Origin of the sequence: Mumia sp. zg.B17, from assembly GCF_019550915.1 — a bacterium.
GTDB lineage: Bacteria > Actinomycetota > Actinomycetes > Propionibacteriales > Nocardioidaceae > Mumia.
The window spans coordinates 486,668-506,320 of record NZ_JAHWCI010000002.1 but is presented as its reverse complement, the minus strand read 5'-3'; the positions used below and the strand labels follow the sequence as shown (position 1 = coordinate 506,320).

General features: G+C 68.1%; 30 protein-coding genes and 1 pseudogene. 14 read left to right on the top strand and 17 right to left on the bottom strand.

All coding sequences use genetic code 11. From position 1 onward, the window contains the following. Positions 1–68 precede the first annotated feature (68 nt). From KV097_RS03820 to KV097_RS03795, 6 genes are all read left to right on the top strand, one after another. Positions 69–404 carry a YnfA family protein gene (locus KV097_RS03820; protein ID WP_220341714.1) on the top strand — a complete coding sequence of 112 codons (336 nt, stop codon included), beginning with the start codon at positions 69–71 and terminating at the stop codon, positions 402–404. A 32-nt stretch (positions 405–436) separates the two neighbouring features. After that, positions 437–826 carry a hypothetical protein gene (locus KV097_RS03815; protein WP_220345113.1) on the top strand — a complete coding sequence of 130 codons (390 nt, stop codon included), beginning with the start codon at positions 437–439 and terminating at the stop codon, positions 824–826. Positions 827–874: 48 nt separating this feature from the next. Continuing rightward, complete coding sequence (locus tag KV097_RS03810; RefSeq protein ID WP_308289325.1) at positions 875–1,696, top strand: helix-turn-helix transcriptional regulator; 822 nt, start codon at positions 875–877, stop codon at positions 1,694–1,696. Next, positions 1,696–2,853: an epoxide hydrolase family protein gene (locus tag KV097_RS03805; protein ID WP_220365119.1), complete on the top strand. Its 1,158-nt coding sequence runs from the start codon at positions 1,696–1,698 to the stop codon at positions 2,851–2,853. The genes KV097_RS03810 and KV097_RS03805 overlap by 1 nt, the downstream gene beginning before the upstream one ends. A 62-nt stretch (positions 2,854–2,915) precedes the next feature. After that, complete coding sequence (locus tag KV097_RS03800; protein WP_220345115.1) at positions 2,916–3,332, top strand: VOC family protein; 417 nt, start codon at positions 2,916–2,918, stop codon at positions 3,330–3,332. A gap of 4 nt (positions 3,333–3,336) precedes the next feature. Beyond that, positions 3,337–3,804: a PPOX class F420-dependent oxidoreductase gene (locus KV097_RS03795; protein WP_220365118.1), complete on the top strand. Its 468-nt coding sequence runs from the start codon at positions 3,337–3,339 to the stop codon at positions 3,802–3,804. On the opposite strand, the gene KV097_RS03790 is transcribed toward KV097_RS03795, so the two are convergent. The 7 genes from KV097_RS03790 to KV097_RS03760 all read right to left on the bottom strand — a co-directional run bounded on the left by KV097_RS03790 (position 3,767) and on the right by KV097_RS03760 (position 8,435). After that, the gene (locus KV097_RS03790; RefSeq protein ID WP_220365117.1) at positions 3,767–4,435 is read right to left on the bottom strand and encodes a hypothetical protein; all 669 of its coding nucleotides are present in this window, start codon (positions 4,433–4,435) and stop codon (positions 3,767–3,769) included. The genes KV097_RS03795 and KV097_RS03790 overlap by 38 nt on opposite strands. A 38-nt stretch (positions 4,436–4,473) precedes the next feature. After that, positions 4,474–5,391: a sulfite exporter TauE/SafE family protein gene (locus KV097_RS03785; RefSeq protein WP_220365116.1), complete on the bottom strand. Its 918-nt coding sequence runs from the start codon at positions 5,389–5,391 to the stop codon at positions 4,474–4,476. Positions 5,392–5,484: 93 nt separating this feature from the next. Next, entirely contained in the window at positions 5,485–6,426 is a 942-nt protein-coding gene (locus tag KV097_RS03780; protein WP_220365115.1) for an SMP-30/gluconolactonase/LRE family protein, read from the bottom strand. Positions 6,427–6,474: 48 nt separating this feature from the next. Continuing rightward, complete coding sequence (locus KV097_RS03775) at positions 6,475–6,885, bottom strand: VOC family protein (protein WP_220345118.1); 411 nt, start codon at positions 6,883–6,885, stop codon at positions 6,475–6,477. A 30-nt stretch (positions 6,886–6,915) separates the two neighbouring features. Next, positions 6,916–7,671: an SDR family NAD(P)-dependent oxidoreductase gene (locus KV097_RS03770; RefSeq protein ID WP_220341723.1), complete on the bottom strand. Its 756-nt coding sequence runs from the start codon at positions 7,669–7,671 to the stop codon at positions 6,916–6,918. A gap of 15 nt (positions 7,672–7,686) precedes the next feature. Then, entirely contained in the window at positions 7,687–7,947 is a 261-nt protein-coding gene (locus tag KV097_RS03765; protein ID WP_220341724.1) for a helix-turn-helix transcriptional regulator, read from the bottom strand. After that, positions 7,947–8,435 (bottom strand): DUF2975 domain-containing protein, encoded by a 489-nt coding sequence (locus KV097_RS03760; RefSeq protein WP_220365114.1) that lies wholly within the window; start codon positions 8,433–8,435, stop codon positions 7,947–7,949. The genes KV097_RS03765 and KV097_RS03760 overlap by 1 nt, the downstream gene beginning before the upstream one ends. An 89-nt stretch (positions 8,436–8,524) precedes the next feature. Here KV097_RS03760 and KV097_RS03755 point away from each other — a divergent pair, with 89 nt between their 5' ends. From KV097_RS03755 to KV097_RS03740, 4 genes are all read left to right on the top strand, one after another. Further along, the gene (locus tag KV097_RS03755; protein ID WP_220341726.1) at positions 8,525–9,166 is read left to right on the top strand and encodes a hypothetical protein; all 642 of its coding nucleotides are present in this window, start codon (positions 8,525–8,527) and stop codon (positions 9,164–9,166) included. A 61-nt stretch (positions 9,167–9,227) separates the two neighbouring features. Beyond that, positions 9,228–9,689 (top strand): VOC family protein, encoded by a 462-nt coding sequence (locus tag KV097_RS03750; protein WP_220341727.1) that lies wholly within the window; start codon positions 9,228–9,230, stop codon positions 9,687–9,689. A gap of 45 nt (positions 9,690–9,734) precedes the next feature. Then, the gene (locus KV097_RS03745) at positions 9,735–10,361 is read left to right on the top strand and encodes a hypothetical protein (RefSeq protein WP_220365113.1); all 627 of its coding nucleotides are present in this window, start codon (positions 9,735–9,737) and stop codon (positions 10,359–10,361) included. Positions 10,362–10,567: 206 nt separating this feature from the next. After that, positions 10,568–11,092, top strand: coding sequence for a putative immunity protein (locus tag KV097_RS03740; protein WP_220365112.1), 525 nt, complete (start codon positions 10,568–10,570; stop codon positions 11,090–11,092). Positions 11,093–11,105: 13 nt separating this feature from the next. On the opposite strand, the gene KV097_RS03735 is transcribed toward KV097_RS03740, so the two are convergent. Then, on the bottom strand, positions 11,106–11,588 hold the full coding sequence (locus KV097_RS03735) for a GNAT family N-acetyltransferase (protein WP_220341730.1): 483 nt from the start codon (positions 11,586–11,588) through the stop codon (positions 11,106–11,108). 51 nt (positions 11,589–11,639) lie between these two features. On the opposite strand from KV097_RS03735, the gene KV097_RS03730 reads away from it, so the two are divergent. Next, complete coding sequence (locus tag KV097_RS03730; RefSeq protein ID WP_220365111.1) at positions 11,640–12,350, top strand: SDR family NAD(P)-dependent oxidoreductase; 711 nt, start codon at positions 11,640–11,642, stop codon at positions 12,348–12,350. 4 nt (positions 12,351–12,354) lie between these two features. On the opposite strand, the gene KV097_RS03725 is transcribed toward KV097_RS03730, so the two are convergent. Then, entirely contained in the window at positions 12,355–12,843 is a 489-nt protein-coding gene (locus KV097_RS03725; RefSeq protein WP_220341732.1) for a GNAT family N-acetyltransferase, read from the bottom strand. A 162-nt stretch (positions 12,844–13,005) separates the two neighbouring features. Between KV097_RS03725 and KV097_RS03720 the strand changes: the two genes are divergently transcribed. Further along, entirely contained in the window at positions 13,006–13,398 is a 393-nt protein-coding gene (locus KV097_RS03720; protein ID WP_220365110.1) for a tautomerase family protein, read from the top strand. On the opposite strand, the gene KV097_RS03715 is transcribed toward KV097_RS03720, so the two are convergent. From KV097_RS03715 to KV097_RS19655, 4 genes are all read right to left on the bottom strand, one after another. Further along, positions 13,382–13,840, bottom strand: a complete 459-nt coding sequence (locus KV097_RS03715; RefSeq protein ID WP_308289324.1) for a GNAT family N-acetyltransferase — start codon at positions 13,838–13,840, stop codon at positions 13,382–13,384. The two genes, KV097_RS03720 and KV097_RS03715, sit on opposite strands and share 17 nt — an antisense overlap. Positions 13,841–13,978: 138 nt before the next feature. After that, a complete protein-coding gene (locus KV097_RS03710; RefSeq protein WP_220365109.1) occupies positions 13,979–14,734 on the bottom strand; it encodes a class I SAM-dependent methyltransferase in 756 nt (251 codons plus the stop codon). A 173-nt stretch (positions 14,735–14,907) separates the two neighbouring features. Next, positions 14,908–15,636 (bottom strand): class I SAM-dependent methyltransferase, encoded by a 729-nt coding sequence (locus KV097_RS03705; protein WP_220365108.1) that lies wholly within the window; start codon positions 15,634–15,636, stop codon positions 14,908–14,910. A 192-nt stretch (positions 15,637–15,828) separates the two neighbouring features. Beyond that, positions 15,829–16,338 (bottom strand): hypothetical protein, encoded by a 510-nt coding sequence (locus tag KV097_RS19655; RefSeq protein ID WP_308289329.1) that lies wholly within the window; start codon positions 16,336–16,338, stop codon positions 15,829–15,831. Here KV097_RS19655 and KV097_RS19650 point away from each other — a divergent pair. Then, positions 16,264–16,479, top strand: a complete 216-nt coding sequence (locus tag KV097_RS19650) for a hypothetical protein (RefSeq protein ID WP_308289330.1) — start codon at positions 16,264–16,266, stop codon at positions 16,477–16,479. The two genes, KV097_RS19655 and KV097_RS19650, sit on opposite strands and share 75 nt — an antisense overlap. Here KV097_RS19650 and KV097_RS19645 read toward each other — a convergent pair. Further along, positions 16,480–16,668: pseudogene (locus KV097_RS19645) on the bottom strand (helix-turn-helix domain-containing protein); the annotation flags it as partial. A 112-nt stretch (positions 16,669–16,780) separates the two neighbouring features. Here KV097_RS19645 and KV097_RS03695 point away from each other — a divergent pair. After that, positions 16,781–17,380 (top strand): NADPH-dependent FMN reductase, encoded by a 600-nt coding sequence (locus KV097_RS03695; RefSeq protein WP_220365106.1) that lies wholly within the window; start codon positions 16,781–16,783, stop codon positions 17,378–17,380. Between the two features lie 153 nt (positions 17,381–17,533). Here KV097_RS03695 and bsh read toward each other — a convergent pair whose 3' ends face one another. From bsh to KV097_RS03680, 3 genes are all read right to left on the bottom strand, one after another. Continuing rightward, positions 17,534–18,481: a choloylglycine hydrolase gene (gene bsh / locus KV097_RS03690; protein WP_220365105.1), complete on the bottom strand. Its 948-nt coding sequence runs from the start codon at positions 18,479–18,481 to the stop codon at positions 17,534–17,536. Positions 18,482–18,554: 73 nt separating this feature from the next. Beyond that, complete coding sequence (locus tag KV097_RS03685; protein WP_220365104.1) at positions 18,555–19,373, bottom strand: alpha/beta fold hydrolase; 819 nt, start codon at positions 19,371–19,373, stop codon at positions 18,555–18,557. Positions 19,374–19,403: 30 nt separating this feature from the next. Beyond that, complete coding sequence (locus tag KV097_RS03680) at positions 19,404–19,646, bottom strand: hypothetical protein (RefSeq protein ID WP_220365103.1); 243 nt, start codon at positions 19,644–19,646, stop codon at positions 19,404–19,406. Positions 19,647–19,653 lie beyond the last annotated feature (7 nt).

Genomic DNA, 19,653 nt, shown 5'->3' with positions numbered 1-19,653 from the left:
CCCACCGGTGTGTCGACCGTTCCCGAGTTGGGATCATCGAGCTCTCTGCCTTCCCGAAGGAGCTCTCGATGTCGGTGATGCGCTCGATCGTCCTGTTCGGCGTGGCAGCACTCTTGGAGATCGGCGGTGCCTGGCTGGTCTGGCAGGGTGTGCGCGAGCACCGGGGATGGGCGTGGATCGGTGCAGGCGTGGTGGCGCTCGGAGCGTACGGGTTCGTCGCGACGCTCCAGCCCGACGCCAACTTCGGCCGCATCCTCGCCGCCTACGGTGGAGTGTTCGTCGCCGGCTCGCTGGCGTGGGGGATGGTCGCCGACGGGTTCCGACCCGATCGCTGGGACGTCGCCGGGGCGCTGGTGTGCCTCGTCGGCGTCGGGCTCATCATGTACGCCCCACGGAACGCGTGACACGCCCTGACCGCGCCGATACTCTCCCACCTGTGAAGAGTCCTCGCGCCATGCCGGTGGAGACGCGACGGATGTTCGTGATCGCCGCGGGCGGCACGCTGGCGGCCGGCCAGCTGGCGAGCATGGGCAGGGCCGAGGTGCCGCTCGCGCTCCTCGCACTGGCTGCCTGCGGCGTGAGGTGGGCGCGTACGGTCTTCGCCTTCGGCGCTGCCTTCTGGGCGCTCTTCGCCCTGTGGGGATGGACCTACTACGTCGTGCACGGAGGCTCTGCTCTCACGGCGGAGGAGCACCGTGTGCTCGCTGCCATGACGATGTGTGCCCTCGCGTTCCTCGCCGTGACGGCGCCGGCCGTGAAGGACTGGGTCCGTGCTCAGCCCTCGCCGCCCGCGGTCTTACCGCGTACGATCTCGCAGCTTCGATGACCTCTCAGGTCATGGTCGCTGGACGGTGGATGCGCCAGAGTGGGAGCCGTGACGACGGAGACCGTGACGAGGCAGCCCGGGGAGCGCGCCCTGGGGGACCTGCTGCGGACGTGGCGGACGCGGCGCCGCTACAGCCAGCTCGCGCTGTCGTCGGAGACCGGGATCTCGACGCGCCACATCAGCTTCGTGGAGACAGGACGGTCACGGCCGAGCAGCGACATGATCCTCCGCCTCGCGGCAGCACTGGACGTGCCGACGCGAGTGCAGAACAGGATGCTGCTCGCCGGCGGATTCGCGCCCGCCTTCCCCGAGCGCCCACTCGAGCACCGCGACCTCGAAGCGGCGCGCTCTGCGGTGCGTGAGGTCCTCGTCGCGCACGAGCCGTACCCCGCGCTCGCTGTCGACCGGTTGTGGAACATCGTCGACGCCAACGCCGGCGTACGCGCCCTGGCGGCGCTCGCCTCGCCCTCCCTGCTCGAGGGGCCGGTCAACGCGCTTCGCCTGACACTCCACCCGGACGGTCTCGCGCCGCACCTGGTCAATCTCGCGCAGTGGCGCGAGGCGGTGCTCGCCGGGTTGAGTCGCATGGCGCAGGCGCAGGGGGACGTCGAGATGCTGGCGCTCCGCGACGAGCTCGCGGGGTACGAGGTCCCCGTGACGTCGGACGCGCGGGCGCCTGATGGTGGTCAGGTGTTCGTGCCGCTGGTCGTTCGTGTCGGCGACGACATGCTGACGTTCCTCTCGATCATCTCGACGTTCGGCACACCGATCGACGTGACCCTGTCGGAGCTGGCGATCGAGACCTTCGTCCCGGCCGACGACACGACGCGCCGGTGGCTCGGCCAGCACGTCCAGGTCACGGCCGGCTGATGGATCGCGCGGCGGAGGCGGCGATCACCCCCTTCCGTGCCCACGTACCCGACGACGCGCTCGGGGATCTGCGCGACCGTCTGCGCCGGACTCGATGGCCGGAGGCGGAGCCGGTCTCCGACTGGTCGCAGGGTATTCCGCGGGGCTACCTCCAAGACCTGTGCCGCTACTGGGCAGAGGACTACGACTGGCGGGTGACCGAGGCGCGCCTCAATGCTGTCCCTCAGTTCCGTACGCGCATCGACGGGCTCGACGTCCACTACCTTCACCGCCGCTCGCCCCACCCGTCTGCGCTGCCGGTGGTGCTGACCCACGGCTGGCCGGGCTCGGTGCTGGAGTTCCTCGACCTCCTCGATCCACTCACGGATCCGACGGCGCACGGGGGAGCGGAGGAGGACGCCTTCGATGTCGTGGTGCCCTCCCTGCCGGGGTACGGATTCAGCGGCAGACCCACGACCACCGGCTGGGGCGTCGACCGCATCGCCGGCGCGTGGGCACGGCTGATGGAGCGCCTGGGATATCGCCGTTACGGCGCCGCAGGCAGCGACTGGGGGACGAGCGTCAGCAGCGCGCTCGGGCGCCTCGATCCCGATCATGTGGCAGGCATTCACCTGGTGCCACCGCTGGCCGGTCCCGACCCCGACGACCCCTCACCGCCGACAGCCGCCGAACGCACGGCGCTGGGTGACCTCGAGCGCCGGGCCCGGCAGGAGTCGGCCTACTCGGAGGTCCACCGCACCAAGCCGCAGACGATCGGCTACGCGCTCGTCGACTCTCCGGCCGCACTCTGCGCGTGGATCGTGGAGAAGATGTGGTCCTGGACAGACCACAACGGTGACCTCCACTCGGTGCTGACGCGCGACCGGGTGCTCGACGACGTCAGCCTCTACTGGTTCACGCAGACGCGGCTCTATGCCGAGAGCATCGACCTGGTGTCGCGGTGGATCAGCGGCGCTGACGCAGAGCAGGTGACGGTGCCGACCGGGGCGTCGATCTTCGGCGCCGAGGTGCCACGACCCTCACGGCGCTGGGTCGAGCGCCGCTATCCGGACCTGCGCTACTGGGCCGAGCACGCCCGTGGCGGTCACTTCGCTGCCTGGGAAGCACCCGACGCGCTCGTGGAGGACCTGCGCAGGTTCTTCCGCCCGCTCCGATGACAGCCACGGCCGCGAGAGGGCAGAGTGTCAGGGAGTCACGATCTCGACCCCAGGAGGAACCGATGACGACCCGACTCAACCCCTACCTCTCGTTCGGAGACCAGGCGCGCGCGGCGATGGAGTTCTACCGGTCGGTGTTCGGGGGTGAGCTCACGCTCAGCACCTTCTCCGAGTTCGACCCCACGGTGGGCACGGGCACGGGCGCGGGCGACGGGATCATGCACGGACAGCTCGAGGCACCCAACGGGATGGTCCTCATGGGGGCGGACACACCTCCCGAGATGAGCGGCCCGACACCGAACGGCACGGTGTCCTTGAGTGGAGACGACGAGTCGGAGCTGCGCGGCTACTGGGACGGTCTCGCGGACGGTGCCCAGGTCACCGTGCCGCTGGAGAAGGCACCGTGGGGCGACTCGTTCGGCATGCTGACGGATCGGTTCGGTGTGGGCTGGATGGTCAACATCTCAGAGGCGGGCTGACGTCGTGCCAGGTCGCATCGCCACCGCTGACACGGTCGACCGCGAGGCGCTGCTCGCGTTCCTGCGCGGCCGCAGCCATGCCGTGCTGCACACGACCCGCAAAGACGGGTCTCCGCAGATGAGTCCCGTGACCTACGGAGTCGACGGTGCCGGGAGGGTGGTCGTCTCGACCTACCCCGAACGCGCCAAGGTCGCCAACCTCCGGCGGCGTCCCGCCGCCTCGGTCCTGTCGCTGGGGGCGGACTTCAACGACGCCTGGGTGCAGGTGGACGGCACAGCAGAGGTCATCGATCTCCCGGACTCCGTCGAGCCGTTGGTGGAGTACTACCGGGCCATCTCCGGGGAGCACCCTGACTGGGACGAGTACCGTCGGGCGATGGTCGAGCAGGGCAAGTCGATCATCCGCATCTCGATCGAGCGGTGGGGGCCGGTCGCTACGGGCGGCTTCCCGCCTCGGCTGGCCGAGGGCTGACCGTGACGAGCTCCACCTCGTCGTCCTGACCCGGCCACCGACCGCGCAGGGCGTACGGCGACGGTGTCCCGCGCTGAAGGTCTGCGCCGACAAGCACGCGGCGGACCACCAGCGACGCCTGGTCGGCGTCGACGACCGTCTGCTCGGCGTCGCTGCGAGCCACCGGCGCCACCACCTCGGGGACCGGCGTGCCGGCCGAGCCGCTGCCTGTCACGAACGTCGTGGGCTCGCGCCGAACGAGGCCGGCATCGGTCTCGACGAACTCGTCCGCCTGGCGACCGCCCGTACGGATCGCCGCGAGTGCCGCCTGCACGTAGACGGGGTCGCCGCACCCGTCGTACACCCACCGCCGGCCCAGGACGGAGTGGTCCATGGTGGTGATCAACGCCGCATCGGCACCCTCGAGAGCGGACGCCCGGTAGGTCAGCGGCACCTGCAGGAGCGGACCTCCCGGTGTGCGGACGAGGAACGTCTCGATGCCGACCTCGCCGTCGGGATCGTCGAAACGGAAGGCGCCGACGCGCTCCAGCGCTCCGTCTGCCGCCGACCGCCCCCACGGTTGCGTCGGCACCCACTGCTGGACGAGCTCGAGCTTCGTCGGGCGGATCTCTGCCTGATAGAGGTGAGCCATGCCGACATCCCACCACGGCGGAGAGTCGCCGCGCTCGGTCAGACGACCGAGGCGCTCTCGCTCGGCTCGTCAGCCTCTGCCAGCTCCTGGTCGCGCTCCGCGCGGTGGCGCTTGAACGAGTACACGACCGCCGAGACCCACAGCGCGACGATGACGATGTACGCCACCGACCGCAGGCCCCCCGCGGCATCGATCCAGTCGCTCTTGAGCAGGGTCCGGGTGTTGGTGAGGATGATCAGACCGCCGACCAGCGACCCGAGGACACGCGGCGGGATGTGGCGGACCAGCCACGCCGCGATCGGCGCGGCGATCGCGCCGCCGATGAGCAGTGCCAGGGCCCAGGTGTAGTCGACGCCTGCCGACCCGATGCCGACGATGAATCCGAGGCTCGCGGCGATGGCCACGAGGAACTCGCTGGTGTCGATCGAGCCGATGGTCTTGCGGGGCTCGAGGCGTCCGCTGGCGAGGATCGCCGGTGTGCCGACCGGGCCCCAGCCGCCCCCGCCGGTGGCGTCGACAAATCCTGCGAACAAGCCGAGGGGTGTGAGGAACCGCTTGCGGAGAGGCTTGCCGAGGTTGCCCTTGGGCAGCCCTTTCGCGGTGAACCGTACGAGGATGTACAGGCCGAGGGCCAGGAGGATCACCGACATCAGCGGCCCGGCTGCCTCGGTGGAGAGGCTCGAGAGGAATGTCGCACCGGCGAACGCGCCGATGGCGCCGGGGATGCCGATCTTGGCGACGACCTTCCAGTCCACGTTGCCGAACCTCCAGTGCGCCGCACCGGAGACCAGCGTCGTGCCGATCTCGGCCAGGTGCACGGTGGCCGACGCGGCCGCGGGGTTGGTCCCGATCGCCAGGAGGAGCGTCGTCGACGTCACCCCGTACGCCATGCCGAGGCTGCCGTCCACGAGCTGCGCGCCCAGCCCGACGAGCGAGAGCAGTACAAGAGTGCGCATTGTGTCCCCACGAGATTAGGTAAGTCACTAGGTTCGGTACACAATGACAGAGTTCCGATCACCGTGCAAGAAACTCGCCCGGTCGAGGTCGGACTAACGGCGCGTGCGGGGAACCCGCGTGACCCAGTACGGGGTCTGCGGGGTCGGGGGAGTCCCGAACCGGGCGTTAGGAAGATAGAGCCACGGTCCGAACGCCGCCACGGTGGTCGGGACGTCGAAGCGAGGGCTCGTGATCTGGTCGACCAGGCGGCCGGTCGTGCCCCGTCGGTCGAGGCGGAACACCGCGATCGTGTTCAGCCGGTTCTGGACGACGTACAGGGTGCGTCCTTGGAGGAGCATGCCGTCGCCGTTGGTGAGGACGTAGCCACCCAGGTCGACGATCCGCGTCCGGCCCGTCCTCGTGTCGACGCGGTGCAGCTCGCCGCGCTCGGACAGCACCACGAGCAGGGCGCGGCCGTCGGGGGTCTCGGTCAGCCCGTTGGCGCCGAAGCCGGTGCCCTGCTGCCAGTCCCCGGACAGCGGCAGCGTCACGACGTCGTCCGGGTCTGCCGGGCGCCCGCCGCGACGGAGGGGCACGCCGTACAGCTGCGGCTGCAGCGAGTCGGTGAACCAAGCGGTGCGCCTGGTCAGGACGACGTCGTTGATGAAGCCGGCGCCCGTCGTGAACGGGTACGACGCGAGGGTGGCACCGGTCCGGGTGTCCACGATGCGGCCGGTGCCGGAAGGACCCCCGGCGACGTACAACCGTCCTCGACGATCCGACTTGAGGCCGGCCGCGGCCGTACCCGGTCCCTGGCTGATGACCTCGCCCCTGCCGGTCCGCAGATCCACCTGGTAGATGTCGCCGTCGGCGAGCGAGCCGAACCACGCGGTCGGTCCAGGACCGATCGCGATGCCCTCGGGCTGGAAGCCGTCAGGGAGCGGGAACTCGGCCGGGAACGCCCGGGGTGTGGCGGTCGCCACCGACGTGGTGGGGGAGAGGACCGCTGCGCCCACGGCGAGCGCGATCGCGAGGACAAGTCGACGTGTACGCATGTCGTCACGCTAGACGCGTCACGCCTGTCCTGCACCGCCAAAGCAGCGTCAGGCGACGAAGATGCAGAACGGATGCCCCGAGAGGTCGGCGAACACGAACAATGCCTCGTCGGGATCGTCGCTGCGGTCGAGGATCAGCTCCGCGCCGAGCGCCTCGGCACGCTCTCGGTGGCGGTGCAGCGCGGCGGCGTCCGGGACTGTGAAGTCCAGGTGCAGCTGCATCGGGACGTCGTCCTTGGGCCAGGTCGTCCGCGTGAGCTTCTCGACCTTCTGGAAGGAGAGCACACGGTGGCCACTCTCATCGACCAGGACCAGCCAGTCCGGCTGACCGTCGTCGTCGGCACCGGGCTCGTCGCCGGCCCGGTAGTCGAGACCCAGGAGGTTGCGGTAGAACTCCGCGAGCTCACGGGGGATCGTCGAGTCGAGGACCGAGGTCTGGAGTTGGGGGTAGTCGCTCATGCCGGACCACGCTAGCGGGATCGTGCCTTATTACACGAGGCTCGCCGTGAGCCCGCCGTCGAGGACGTAGTGGCTTCCGGTGATCCACTCGGCGCGGTCGGAGGCCAGGAAGCAGGTGACCTCGGCGACGTCGGCCGGCGTCCCGAGCCGTCCCTGTTTCGCCCCGACGAGGTCGGCGAACGGGACCTGCGTGGCGTCCTCGAAGTCAGGCCGCAGCCGATCGACCATCTCCGTGTCGACGAAGCCGGGGCACACGGCGTTCACTCTGACCCCCGAGGCGCGGAGCTCGATGGCCGCGACGCGGGTGAGCTGGATGAGCGCCGCCTTGGTCGCGCAGTACGAACCCAGGAGCGGGCTGCCTCCGAGGCCGGCGACAGAGGCGATGTTGACGATGTTGCCGCCCGACTCGACGAGGTGGGGGACAGCCGCCTTCGTGGCCACGAATGGCCCGCGTACGTTGACGGCGAAGATCCTGTCGAAGCTCTCCGTCGACTGCGTCACGAGCGGACTCGACACCTCGATGCCGGCGTTGTTGACGAGCACGTCGAGCCCGCCCAGCAGGCCGACGGTCTCCGCGATCGCGGCACCGACGGCGGCCTCGTCGGAGACGTCGCAGCTCGCCGTACCCGCGGCGTCCAGCTCACGGCGAGTCTGCTCGGCGGCGTCGGCGTCCGCGTCGCTGATGACGACCCGTGCCCCGCGCTCGATCGCGAGCGCCGCAATGGCGCGACCGATGCCGCGGGCGGATCCGGTGACGAGGACGCGCTTTCCGGTGAGCTCTGACATGGGAGGAGGCTAGCGTCAGTCGTGGGCCAGGGGGTGGACCTCACCGAGGGCTGCTCGCCCGTCGGACGGATCGTCGGGCTCCCAGCGCAGCAGGTCGCCAGGCTGGCACTCGAGCACCTCGCAGAGGGCCGCGAGCGTCGTGAACCGTACGGCTTTGGCGCGCCCGTTCTTGAGGACGGCCAGGTTGGCGGGGGAGATGCCGACCCTCTCTGCCAGGCCGCCCACGGACATCTTGCGCTTGGCCAGCATCACGTCGATGTCGACGACGATCGGCATCAGATCACCTCGTCCAGCTCGGCACGGAGATGCTGCGCCTCGGTGTCGCGCGCGACCGCCTGCGCCAGGAGCATGCGCAGCCCGAGGACCAGGAGAGCGACTCCCGCGATCATTGTCCCGAGCCCGCCGATCAGCAGGACGACGCCGGGGGCGACTGCTTCTCCGGGGGCGAGCACGACTCCTAGGGCATAGGTCAGAGCCGACGCGACGGCGATCGCACCGATCACGACGTCGACATAGCGGAACGCCGAGTGCGAGAAGACGGTGCCGCGACGCACCATCGTCAGCAGGCGCCACACACAGAGCATCGTGACCTGTGCAGTGGTGACGCCCAGCAGCACGATGAGGACGAACGGGACGCGCACCGCGGTCGGAGCGTCATCGAGATCTGCGGCGAGCAGCGGCACCATCACCGCTTGGATGAAGACCGAGCCGACCAGCCCGATCACGATGACGATCCGCAACGCGAGAACGGCGAACTGTCCCATCGGCTTCTCCTCTATCGAAAGACGATGCTAACCTATCGTTATTCGATAGTCTCGGCAAGAGCGCTTCATCCTCGGCCTAGGGTTCCTGAGTGGGCACCACGCTGCGGTTCGCCGGTCGTATCGCCGGTTGGGGCACGGCCTCGGGGACGCGGTTCGTCGTCGGGCGATGGGATGTCTCGCCGTACGGATCCTTCGCGGACGTGATGCTCGAACGTCCCAGCGGGGAGCGGTCTCTGCTCGCGCCGTCGGAGGAGATCGCGCGGCTGGTCGCCTCCACCTACCAGTTCGACAGGGTCGAGGTCGTCCCCGTGGTCGTCGCCGACGCGCCACCGGGTGGACATCGGTGGCGGATCTCTGCCGGCCCGCTCGTCGCGGAGCTCACCATCGGAGGCCGGACCACGCTCGGCCGCCTGCTGCGGCTGGTCCCGCCTCGGGTGGCCACCTCGGTGAGCGCGACAAGGGTTACGGATCCGGTCGCGCGGCTCCTTCTGCAGGGCGTACGAACGCGGGGGAGCGCGGGGTCGGGCAGACGGGAGTACTACGGCGCGACGGACGTGCACCGTCTCGACGCCGTACGCACCTCCTGGGCGGGCGAGGACCTCGGACCCATGGGGGCGGTGGATCCTCCGGTGCGGTTCGGCTTCGGGTCCACGCCTGCGGCGCCGGCGGTGACGGACGTCGTGACCACGATCGTGCTGGCTGACAGCGCTCGGGGCGACGTCTGGGGATGATTCTGTCGGCGTTCGGTGGGAGGGTGTCGGCAAGGAGACGGAGACGAACGGAGCCAACGCCATGAGCCGCCAGATCCAGGTCACCTTCGACGCCCGCGACCCCCGAGCACTGTCGACGTTCTGGCGCGACGCGCTGGGATACGTGCACCCAGGCCCGCCGGGGGTCGAGCTCTCCGAGGGAGACGACCCGCTCGCTGCCTGGGATGAGTTCCTCGAGCGGCTGGGCATGCCGCGGGAGCAGTTCAACTCACGATCGGCCATCGAAGACCCGGAGGGCAAGGGCCCACGCATCTTCTTCCAGCAGGTGCCGGAGGACAAGGTCGCCAAAAATCGCGTCCACCTCGACGTGCGCGCTGCGCCTGGCCTCCAGGGAGTCGAGCGCATGGAGGCGTTGGAGGCGGAGTGCGAGCGCCTGGTGTCGCTCGGGGCGACGAGGGTGGGTCGCTACGAGCCCTCACCGCCGATGGGCGCGGGACACATCGTGATGACCGATCCCGAGGGCAACGAGTTCTGCCTGGACTGACACGTTCGTCGGCGCGGCGTCCGTGCGCGCTGCTACCGTCCGCGAATGCCCGCCGAGAGTGACGCCGGACCTGATCGCCTTCCGTCGAGGCGGCGCCACCTCTCCCGGCAGATCGCAGTGCTCGGTCTGTCAGCGGCGGCGGGGTTCGCCGCGATCGGCGTCGGCGTTCACACGTGGGTCAACGCCGGGCCGCGGATCGAGGATCACGGGTTCGACGAGAGCACCGCAGGCGTCGCGCTATCGAGCCCCGTGGCCGGCCCGGCGACATTGACGATGGATCTCGGACCGGTCTGCTTGGACGACGAAGGCTCGGTCGAGCTCGTGTCCGTCGTTCCCTATCGTCCGCTCAACGGGTTCAGAGTGACCGACTTCGGTCTCGTGGATTCGGTCGTGATCGGAGAGGCGACGACCTCGGGGATCGAGAACGAGCGCTCCACGTTCGCCGAAGCGCTCGAGGGCAGATCCGTGACACGGACCTTGACGCACGAGTGCGTGTCGGACGGGTCGTCTCCCAATCTGATCGTGGAGCTGCGCAAGCCTGCTGCTGAGAGCGTCCAGGCCCTCGGCTACCACGTCCACTACACCAGCGCGGGTCGCTTGCACCGGACCTTCAACAGCTTCGGCATGCACTTCTGCGAACGCGAGGCGACTCGGTTCTGCGAACGGATGTGATCGTCATCGCGGGATCGTGCAGGTCTGGATGCTTTCCTCGCCATGGACCGGAACCATAGGACTAGGCACAGGTCGGTCACGCCGACGATTCTGAGACACCTGCGGGGTCTTGCGGCAAGCCTCCACGTCCGTTAAAGATCGAACATGAGGGCACCGGTGGGTGCTCTCTTCTGCTGTTCAGGCCACGGGCGGGAGGGGCGCAGGCTGTGATCTTGCCGAAGGTGCGTGACGACCGGTTCATCACGATCCGCCGGGGAGGGACGCTGACCGACTCCGATCACCGGCTCCTGGCGCTCTGGGCCGCTGCGTGCGCGGAGCACGTGCTCCACCTCTTCGAGTCGGTCCAGCCTGGGGACCCTCGGCCGCGCTTCGCGATCGAGCAGGTACGAGCGTGGGGGAGAGGCGAGATCCGCATGTCCGAGTCCCGCGCCGCGGGCGGGCACGCCATGGCGGCGGCACGAGACCTGCGTGGTGCGGCACGACACGCCGCCTTTGCCGCGGGTCAGGCGGCGGTGACTGCGCACGTCGCCGCCCACGAGCTCGGCGCTGCGGCGTACGCGATCAAGGCGGCGCGCGCTGCCGCGCCCGCCGCTGCCCAGGACGCCGGACGGATGGAGTGCCGGTGGCAGCGCGAACAGCTTCCGGAGGCGATCCGTGACCTCGTCCTTGATGATCAGCGGCTCCGCAATCAGATCTGCTGGTCGGTGTTCGACTCAGTTCCCCCTGTCTGAGGCCGACTGGCCGTCACTCGAGATACAACCGGAAGCCCTCGGCCTCGGCCTGGAAGCCAAGACTGCGATACAGGTCGTGGGCGCCGTCGGAGGCATGCCGTTTGTGGGTGAGCAGCTGCACCTTGTAGGCCCCGGCGGCTCCAGCGTCTCGCAACAGGGTCTGCAGAAGGAGACTCGCCACTCCTCGACGCCTGTGCGCGTATGTCACGACCACCGCCTCGATGAAGGCGGTGGGCCGGCAGTCATAGGTGAGGTTGGGCAGCAGAGACAGGCACGCGGTTCCGACGGCGCCACTGTGGCACTCCGCGAGGTAGACCGTCACGTCCGACGTGCGCTGAATGCGGGCCCACGTCGTGCTCTGGCGAGGTGATGCCTCGGGCGCCGCGGATGGAGGCGCCGGCACCGGAGCCAGTGCCTCGTTCTCTGCGAGGACTCCGAGCACGCTCGAGAGATCGTCGTCGCTCACTGCTGGGCGCACCCGATAGCGTGTCTCCACGCACGGCAGCCTAGGCGCTGGATGTCAGTAGTAGCAGGCAGGATCATCGACATGGACGGACGTGCTGTCGCGGTCACCGGTGCCGCGTCGGGCTTGGGCCGGCACATCGCGGTCGAGCTGCTCACCCGGGGCCGTCCGGTCATCCTTCTCGATCGGGACTCCGACGGCCTGGATGCTGCGGTCGATGAGCTCGGCGGGCAGGGGAGTCGAGCGACGGTGTCGGCGGTCGTGGCCGACCTGTCCACGCTGGACGGCATCCACGCGGCGGCTGACGAGCTGACCGGGCGATCAGACCTGGGCGGGCTGGTGAACAACGCGGGCGGCTGGCTTCCGGGCGATCAGTATCCCGACGCGGACCCGGACGCGTGGCTGTCGGCGATCACCCTGAACCTCCTCGCCCCCATGCTGCTCACGCAACGGTTGTGGCCCAGGCTCACGACGGGCGGTGGCGCGGTGGTCACGATCGGCTCCAGCGGAGGGATCGGTGACGACGCCTACGGGTCACCTGAGTACGCCGCGGCGAAGGCCGGCATCCGACGATTCACCACCAGCCTCTCCGCGCGCACCGACGTGCGCGTCATGGCGGTCGTCCCGGGGTGGATCGGCCTCGAGCGCGCTCACCGTGAGTGGGCTGCGCTGTCGCCCGAGCAGCAGCATGACGTCGGACCGCTCATCCCGCCGGCGGATGTTGCCGGCGTCGTCGTCTCACTCCTGACCGACGGCAGTCCAGGCGAGGTCGTCGACCTGATCGTCACCGCTTAGACGGTCAGCTCGACAGGTCTTTGAAGTACCGGGCTACCGGCCAGCGCTCGAAACCCGCAGTCTCGTAGGCGGCCCGTGCAGGGGCGTGGCCGGGATCATCGCCGGTCTCCACCATCACCATCAGCATCCCCGCCTCGCGTCCCCGCTCAAACGACCGATCCATGAGCGCCCGCGCGATGCCTTCACGCTGACGAGATGGATCGACGGCGATGACGTAAAGCTCACTCATGCTGTCCTCGGGGTGCATCTTCGTGCAGACCCACCCGACTGGATCGGATCCGTCGAGCGCGACGTCGACGCTCTCCGACTCGTGGGCCAGCACTTCCTCGAGGTCTGCGTACTGGCGGGCGCGCCAGCCGTCCGGATAGAACGCGTCGTAGACGAACGGAGAGACGGCCGACTGCATCAGCGGAAAGACAGGCTCCCAAGCCCGGATAGCCAGGTCGAGAAGCGCCTCGCGGTGCGCCTCCGCGTACGGGACGATGGTGAGCATGCGGGCAACCCTACGATGTAGCGAACGCCGCTCTCGCGCCTAACCACGCACTCCCGACAGTGCGCCGATAAGCGACATTATGTCAATCTGCGACCCGCCAGCCAACCGCTCCACTGCCAGCGCCGGGATCCCTACGACTTCCACTGTGCTTGGATCGAACGCATGCCGAGCTCGTTGATCGAAGTCAGACGTGAGTACACGGATGCTCAGGAGGTGGCGTTGATGGACGCAGTGCATGACGCCCTCGTGGTTGCATTCAAGATCCCTGTCGAGGACCGGAACGTTCGGGTGCTCACCTACCGACCACATCAGATGGTTCACGGCACCGAGCCCGGGGTGGCCGATAGCTACACGCGAGTCACGATCGATTGCTTCTCTGGGCGCTCATTGGACGCTAAGCGTGCCCTCTATCGGGAGGTAACCCACCGGCTCGGCGCGCTCGGTGTACCGCCGCACAACGTCAGCATTCTGCTGCGAGAGTCACCGATCGAGAACTGGGCTTGGGACGGGCAGGCAGCATGCGATCACGATCTTGGCTTCACGGTTGAGGTGTGAGGTCCCGAACACTCGAGTCAGCCTGAATCGGCCGGACCCAGCGTCGCCACTCCTTCTGGGAGGCAAATCCTTCGGAGCGCCATATCGACTGACCAAGGTCATTGCTTTCCAACACCATCGCGTCCAGGCGGGTGGCGCCCAGGTCGGTCAGCCGTTCGGTAGCAGCTACTAGCAGCTGCCCACCGACACCTCGCCGACGTGCGTCAGGGTGAACCGCGAGTCGGTAGAGATGAGCACGCCAGCCGTCCCAACCAGCGATGACGCTCCCGACGATGCGACCATCCATCTCCGCGATGAACAACGCCTGCGAGTCACGCGCCAGAAGCGTCTCGACGGAACGCGCGGAATCAGCCGGACGTGCATCGTTCTCCGCGGCCTCCTCCCAGAGAGTCATCACAGACGGCACATCCACACGCGTTGCGTTCCGGATCGAAACTCTCACCTGAGCGACCGTATCGCTTCGGCATGCACCCTGAACCGGAGGGAACGAGGCCCCGTGCATGTCCAGGTGCGCTTCGAATTCGCACAGACTTGATACGCAGGGTTTCCAGTACCGCCCTGCGTACTGCATGAGGGGTCTCTATATCTTGCTCGCGACCACCATGTAGTTGTCGGCCTCACGTTCGAAGGTGCTCACGTCCGTCCGGAGTCCGACCCGGTGCAGTTCGAGTTCCAGTTCCTCGTACCGGTAGGGCCAGCAGGACAGCAGTTCCGAGCGGACAAGAACCCGCCCGGTCGCATCAAACTGCGCGATCGCAATCTCGATGTGGTGCTCCTCCTCCCAATGCGGCGCAATCTCCCAGCGGTAGACCACGACGGCATCGCGACCGTTCCGGCGGACGAGTCGGTCACTGATGTCCAGCCGGGAACCCATGGACCTCACGAGCTCCCAAGCGCGGGAGGTGAGCACCAGGCGCCCGCCAGGGCGCAGAAGCCGTGACATCGACTCCAGAGCAGCAACCCTGCCTGGCGCTCCCGCGGCATGATGCAGCGCGTTGCCAACGCAGAACACCATGTCGAACGTGCCGTCCTCAAAATGGTCGGGCAACTCTTCCCAGGTCGCCCGCATGGCCCGTACGGATGCCCCGAACTCCTCAGACAACTCTGCAGTCCGACGAACCATCGCTTCGCTGGCGTCAGTTGCGACAACCTGCATGCCACGACCGGCGAGGCCAACCGCCAACTGTCCGGTTCCGCACGAACAGTCGAGGACGTGAGCGTTCGACGGCAGGAGACTGAGGACGTCATCGAATGACGCAGCGAACTCGGCGGGAGGCAACTTCGCATCCGAGATGAGCCATTCGTACACCTCGGCAAGCACGTCATAATCCGTCACAACCCACAACCTCCGTCACGCGGCAGACTCACGCCGGGACGTCAGTCCATCAGCGGGGCAAGCCGGGCACCAATGGTTTTCGCAGCCCGCTCCCCTATCCTCACCTCCTCCCACCTGGCCGTCTGACCTGCGAAAACGTCGACGCAACCGTTTGCGAAAACTTCCCGACGAACCTAGGAGACGGCCTCCAAGCCGAAGAAGATGAACCCGATGAAGCGGCTGGGGTCGGGCTCGCTCGTCGGAAGCAGCTCCGGTGGCGTATCGGGCGACACCGGCGGCTCGCTGATCGCCGAGATGCGAAACCCCGCCGCGGTGAACGACTCCGACATTGCGCTCAAGGAGCGGTACCAGATCGTCAGTGTCGCGGTGACACCGTCGAAGTCGTACGCCTCCTCGTTTGGCACAGTCTCGAAGTAATTCACCTCGGGGTACATCACCGGCGGGATGGCCGGGTGATTGACCACCACGATCAGCCGGCCACCGGGCTTCAGCACCCGGCGCAACTCCACCAGCGGCCGCGACCAGTCCTCGAGGTAGTGCAGCACGAGGACGGCCAGCACGTCATCGAACGCCGCATCGTCGTACGGAAGCGGCTGTGTCAGATCGGCCAACTGCAAGTCGGCTTCGCCTCCGAGCCGCTCCCGGGCTAGCTGGATCATCGCGGGGCTCGCGTCGAATCCGGCCACACTCGCGCCCCGCTCCCTCAGATCGCCGAGGAGCGGCCCGGATCCACAGCCAGCGTCCAGGATCCGACGCCCGGCAACGTTCCCGAGCAGCTCCAGCACCCCGGGTCGCGCGTACCACCTGTTGAACAGACCGTTCTCGTTCGCCCTCGCGTACGCGGCAGCGAAGGCGTCATAGTGGTCCGGCCGCTGCTCAGGGATCCGCGTTTCGGAGGTCATGTCACGCCACTGTGCCAGTTGAGAGGGGCGGCGGGTGTCGACGCCCGCGCGGCCAACCGGCTTCTGAAAATGGTGGAATGGAGCACCCCATCCGGAACGTCTCCCACGCGAGGCCCAAGGCTGGAACCGACGTGAGGCGGCGTCCGCCGCATCAGACGACGACGAGCCTCCCAAGTACGGGAGATGCCGATGTCAGAGCGCGCGGAGGGCGGTTCGGTCTGAGTGCTCGCGCAGGTGGTTGAGCACCGTCGCGGTCGCGTCGTCAGCGGGCAGGAGAAGGATCAGTTGCTGGGCGTCCGAGGCAGGAAGCTCAAGGAGCTCCCGGTCCCATCGCAGTTGGTGCCCGCGGGGGTGAGTCATCCTCAGCGGGACTTGGGCAGGAGGAATGTGGCGGTGCAGTCGCCGCGTGAACTCGGCTCCGGCGATGGAAGCGAAGTCTGCCGTGAACCATTCGAACGCGTCGTTCGAGGGCCCGAGCCACAAGTTGAAGACCTGTTCGTCGGCGATCTGGTCCCAGTCGACGAAGGTGGTTCGGGCGTGAGGATGGGTGAAGACATACCTGGTGAGGTTCGGTTCCTCGGCGTCCAGGAGGCCGGTGTCGCGCATCACCGTGGCGAAGCTGTCGGTGTGCGCAAGCACGTCACCGAGCCTGTTCGTGACGAAGGCGACGCCCGGCTCCAGGAGGCTGAGTACCTGGCGCACGGCTGGCCGGACGGTGCGCTCGGGTGGCGTCGCCCTGACGTGCCCGGCGCACGCCTCACCGGAGATCTTGGCGAGGTAGCCCAGATGAGTGCGTTCGGCGGTGTCGAGGTCGAGCGCGTCGGCGAGGGCGTTGACGACTGAGGGCGACGGATTGCGGTCGCGGCCCTGTTCGATTCTGGTGAGGTACTCGACGCTCACCCCGGCCCGCGAGGCCAACTCCGAACGTCGTAACCCGGGAGCACGTCGTCGTTGGTGTGATGGAAGGCCGAGGGCCTCTGGTTGGATGCTGTCGCGCTTGGCCCGGATGAAGCCCCCTAGCGGCGTGCCCATGCAGTCAGCCTAAGGTCCGGTGCGCCTGGCCGGCGGAGTTCAAGGTGGCCCTGCGGGGGCCAGCCTGCACCCGGTCTGGTTGCTCGGCCGCGAGCGTCACATGGTCGACGGTATGAGCGATAACAGCAGACTCGTGATCATCGTCGGCAGCGTGCGTGAGGGCCGGTTCGGGCCGGTCGTCGCGTCGTGGGTAGCGGAGCAGACTCAGGCACATGGCGGTTTCGACGTCGACCTCGTCGATCTCGCGGGGGTAGACATTCCACTGGCGCTGCCCGCCACTCCACCCAAGTTCGCCGGAGACGACTATCCACGTCCAGAAGGCATGAAGGACCTCACCAGAAAGCTGTCGGAGGCTGACGCCTTCATCATCGTCACTCCCGAGTACAACCACAGCTACCCGGCGTCGTTGAAGGCACTGATCGACTGGCACTTCACCCAGTGGACCGCCAAACCGGTGGCCTTCGTCAGCTACGGCGGTGCGGCCGGTGGCCGGCACGCGGTGCTTCACCTGGAGAACGTGCTCACCGAGCTGCACGCGGTGACCATCCGCGACGGACTTGCCTTCCCCAACTACTTCACCACCTGGCAGGATGGCGCCCCGCTCGACGCCGCGGCAGCCGTCCTCGCCAAGACGCTTCTTGAACAGCTTTCGTGGTGGGCGCAGGCATTGCGCGCCGCCCGCACCGCCGCCCCGTACCCAGGTGGGGTGTGAAGGCTGATGGACTACACCCGTCTCGGCTCCTCGAGCCTGCAGGTGAGCCGGATCGCGCTCGGCTGCATGGGACTCGCCCGGCCCACCGATAGGCACCCATGGGCCGGTGGATTGGAGCACCTGAGACCGACGCGAGGCGGCGACCGCGGCGTCCTAGACGACGACGAGCTTCTCTCCCCCGGGCTGCTGGTCGGCCATCGCGACGCTGTGGATCGCCGGGTCCTCGTACGTGTTCCAGTAGTAGGTCGTCGTCGCTGACGAGAAGAGTCCGGTGTAGATCGTCTTCTCGAACTCGCCCGAGTCCATGGCGGCGCAGCCGTCGACCATCGCGACCTGCTGCAGAGTGTGGAACGCGCGGCTGACGTTCTCCTCCTCGCTCCCCTTGTCCGGGTAGTGCGCGTTGACGTAGGCCGCGCGCACGAACCGGGACGGCGAGTAGTAGTCACCGGGGACCCCGCGCATGTGCGACCCCGAGCCGAACGGGGCGAGATGTGCGCGCCTGAGGGCCATCTCCTTGGGAAACTCGGGCGACACGTTGAGGTAGTTGCGCAGGTTCTCGTGGTGCCAGGCGAAGCCGGGCTGGTTCGTCAGGACGTCGACGTCGTCGTCGAAGACGTGCAGGCCGTCGCTCGTGCTCTCCACCACGATGGCGCGCGAGGCGTCACCGATGATCCAGTGCAGCATCGAGCTCGGATACTTCTCGTTGATCGGCTTGTCGACGATGACGACGTCGCCGAGTGCGGCCTCGACCTCGTCGACGCTGGCGAACTGGGAAGCCACCCACAGAGGGAACTCGAACGCGGCGACGTTCGTCGCGCCGTCGGCTGGCTCGTCTGCATAGCTCGCATACCCCGGGAAGTTGAGACCCGCAACTGCCAGGCCCGCATCGTTGCCGCAGTCGAAGTAGAGCGGGGTGTCCTCCTCCACGATCCCCATGCCGATGACGGCGTGCCGGATATTCGGCACCGCGCCGAACGGCGAATGGGTGGCGTACCCAGTGGGCGTCACAACCACCCGCTCTCCATAACCGCTCGTCCAGTCGAGATTGCGTGCGAGATAGAGATTGTTGCTGCCGTCCGAGAACCTGATGCCTGTGCACACGTCGATACCCCTTGCTGTGGGCGGGAGATCCGCTCTCCGATCATCGCCCGAGGCGCCGTGATCGGCACCTCGATCACGCGCTGGACGAGGCGCCGACGTGGTCCACGCGGTCGAGCCAATCGTTCATGAGACTCCCGAACAGCTCCGGTCGCTCGATCTGCGCGTTGTGTCCGGCCGTGTCCAGCACCGCGAAGGTGGCGCGGGGGTAGTGGTCCAGCAGAGCCCACGAATCGACGTACCCCGTGGACGAGTCCTGACGCCCGGTGACGATGAGCGTCGGTCCCCCGTACGCCGGTCCGTCCTCGGGCTCGTCATTGAGCACCCAACGCCGGCGGATCCTTGCCAACGCCTCCGCGTCGGCCAGCTCCACACCGACCACGACCTCGCGCTCCGTGCGCTCGAAGGTGTCAGCGGTCTGCACCACGGCGATCTCGGCGAACTCGGAGCCGGGCTCCACCTCGATCTCCTTCACCAGGACCTGGTGCCGCGGCACGGTGCGATCTGCCTGCTCGACCGCCCGCCCGACCGGGCAGATCAGCGCGAGCCCGCGGACCTGTCCCGCTCGACGCGCCGTCAGCGCGCGGGCGAGATAGCCGCCGTACGACTCCCCCACCAGGAGGAACGGGCTGTCACCGAGCTGCTCATCGACGTACGCCTCGACGCAGCTCAGAACGTCGTCGGAGCTCGCGACCCCCGCGCCCGACGACCGGCCCATCCCAGGAAGGTCTGGGTAGAGCCGTCGGTAAGGCCGCGGGCGGGCGGCGAATACCGGCTCGCAGCACCCCGTCATGAGGCGATGGTCGGGCCTCCAGCCGTGGATCGCGAGAACGGGTGTCCCGTCAGCCGGACCGTGCTCGGTGTGGTGCAGTGCGGGAAGGTCATCGGGCCTCATGCCGCTTGTCTACCAGTCCCCCGGCCACCGTCATCCAAGGGGCAAGGCCGCCATCTGGCGCCACGATCCGGGGACGGGAGATCCGCACCAGAGGGATGCCGAGGTGACTGGCGCCTCGACCGGAAGGCGCGGCACGATGTGGCGCTCCGCCTCGACCAGCTGCGGTTCGTCGGCGCAGTCCCCCACGGTGAGGTGCGGGACGACGTCGAGGTCCCGCGGTGGCACGAACGGATAGAGAACGGTCACGATGACCGCACTCTCGACGGGCGTCATGCCAGCG

What these genes read in the sequence shown, in the direction of transcription:
- KV097_RS03805 (WP_220365119.1), top strand. Translation starts at nt 1,696, where the DNA reads ATGGATCGCGCGGCGGAGGCGGCGATCACCCCCTTCCGTGCCCACGTA.
- KV097_RS03705 (WP_220365108.1), bottom strand. Translation starts at nt 15,636, where the DNA reads ATGACCTCCGAAACGCGGATCCCTGAGCAGCGGCCGGACCACTATGAC.
- KV097_RS03770 (WP_220341723.1), bottom strand. Translation starts at nt 7,671, where the DNA reads ATGTCAGAGCTCACCGGAAAGCGCGTCCTCGTCACCGGATCCGCCCGC.
- KV097_RS03680 (WP_220365103.1), bottom strand. Translation starts at nt 19,646, where the DNA reads ATGACGCCCGTCGAGAGTGCGGTCATCGTGACCGTTCTCTATCCGTTC.
- KV097_RS03725 (WP_220341732.1), bottom strand. Translation starts at nt 12,843, where the DNA reads ATGCTCACCATCGTCCCGTACGCGGAGGCGCACCGCGAGGCGCTTCTC.
- KV097_RS03695 (WP_220365106.1), top strand. Translation starts at nt 16,781, where the DNA reads ATGAGCGATAACAGCAGACTCGTGATCATCGTCGGCAGCGTGCGTGAG.
- KV097_RS03750 (WP_220341727.1), top strand. Translation starts at nt 9,228, where the DNA reads ATGAGCCGCCAGATCCAGGTCACCTTCGACGCCCGCGACCCCCGAGCA.
- KV097_RS03685 (WP_220365104.1), bottom strand. Translation starts at nt 19,373, where the DNA reads ATGAGGCCCGATGACCTTCCCGCACTGCACCACACCGAGCACGGTCCG.
- KV097_RS03820 (WP_220341714.1), top strand. Translation starts at nt 69, where the DNA reads ATGTCGGTGATGCGCTCGATCGTCCTGTTCGGCGTGGCAGCACTCTTG.
- KV097_RS03800 (WP_220345115.1), top strand. Translation starts at nt 2,916, where the DNA reads ATGACGACCCGACTCAACCCCTACCTCTCGTTCGGAGACCAGGCGCGC.
- KV097_RS03780 (WP_220365115.1), bottom strand. Translation starts at nt 6,426, where the DNA reads ATGCGTACACGTCGACTTGTCCTCGCGATCGCGCTCGCCGTGGGCGCA.
- KV097_RS03765 (WP_220341724.1), bottom strand. Translation starts at nt 7,947, where the DNA reads ATGCCGATCGTCGTCGACATCGACGTGATGCTGGCCAAGCGCAAGATG.
- KV097_RS03745 (WP_220365113.1), top strand. Translation starts at nt 9,735, where the DNA reads ATGCCCGCCGAGAGTGACGCCGGACCTGATCGCCTTCCGTCGAGGCGG.
- KV097_RS03730 (WP_220365111.1), top strand. Translation starts at nt 11,640, where the DNA reads ATGGACGGACGTGCTGTCGCGGTCACCGGTGCCGCGTCGGGCTTGGGC.
- KV097_RS03775 (WP_220345118.1), bottom strand. Translation starts at nt 6,885, where the DNA reads ATGAGCGACTACCCCCAACTCCAGACCTCGGTCCTCGACTCGACGATC.
- KV097_RS03760 (WP_220365114.1), bottom strand. Translation starts at nt 8,435, where the DNA reads ATGGGACAGTTCGCCGTTCTCGCGTTGCGGATCGTCATCGTGATCGGG.
- KV097_RS03790 (WP_220365117.1), bottom strand. Translation starts at nt 4,435, where the DNA reads ATGGCTCACCTCTATCAGGCAGAGATCCGCCCGACGAAGCTCGAGCTC.
- KV097_RS03720 (WP_220365110.1), top strand. Translation starts at nt 13,006, where the DNA reads ATGCCGAGCTCGTTGATCGAAGTCAGACGTGAGTACACGGATGCTCAG.
- KV097_RS03785 (WP_220365116.1), bottom strand. Translation starts at nt 5,391, where the DNA reads ATGCGCACTCTTGTACTGCTCTCGCTCGTCGGGCTGGGCGCGCAGCTC.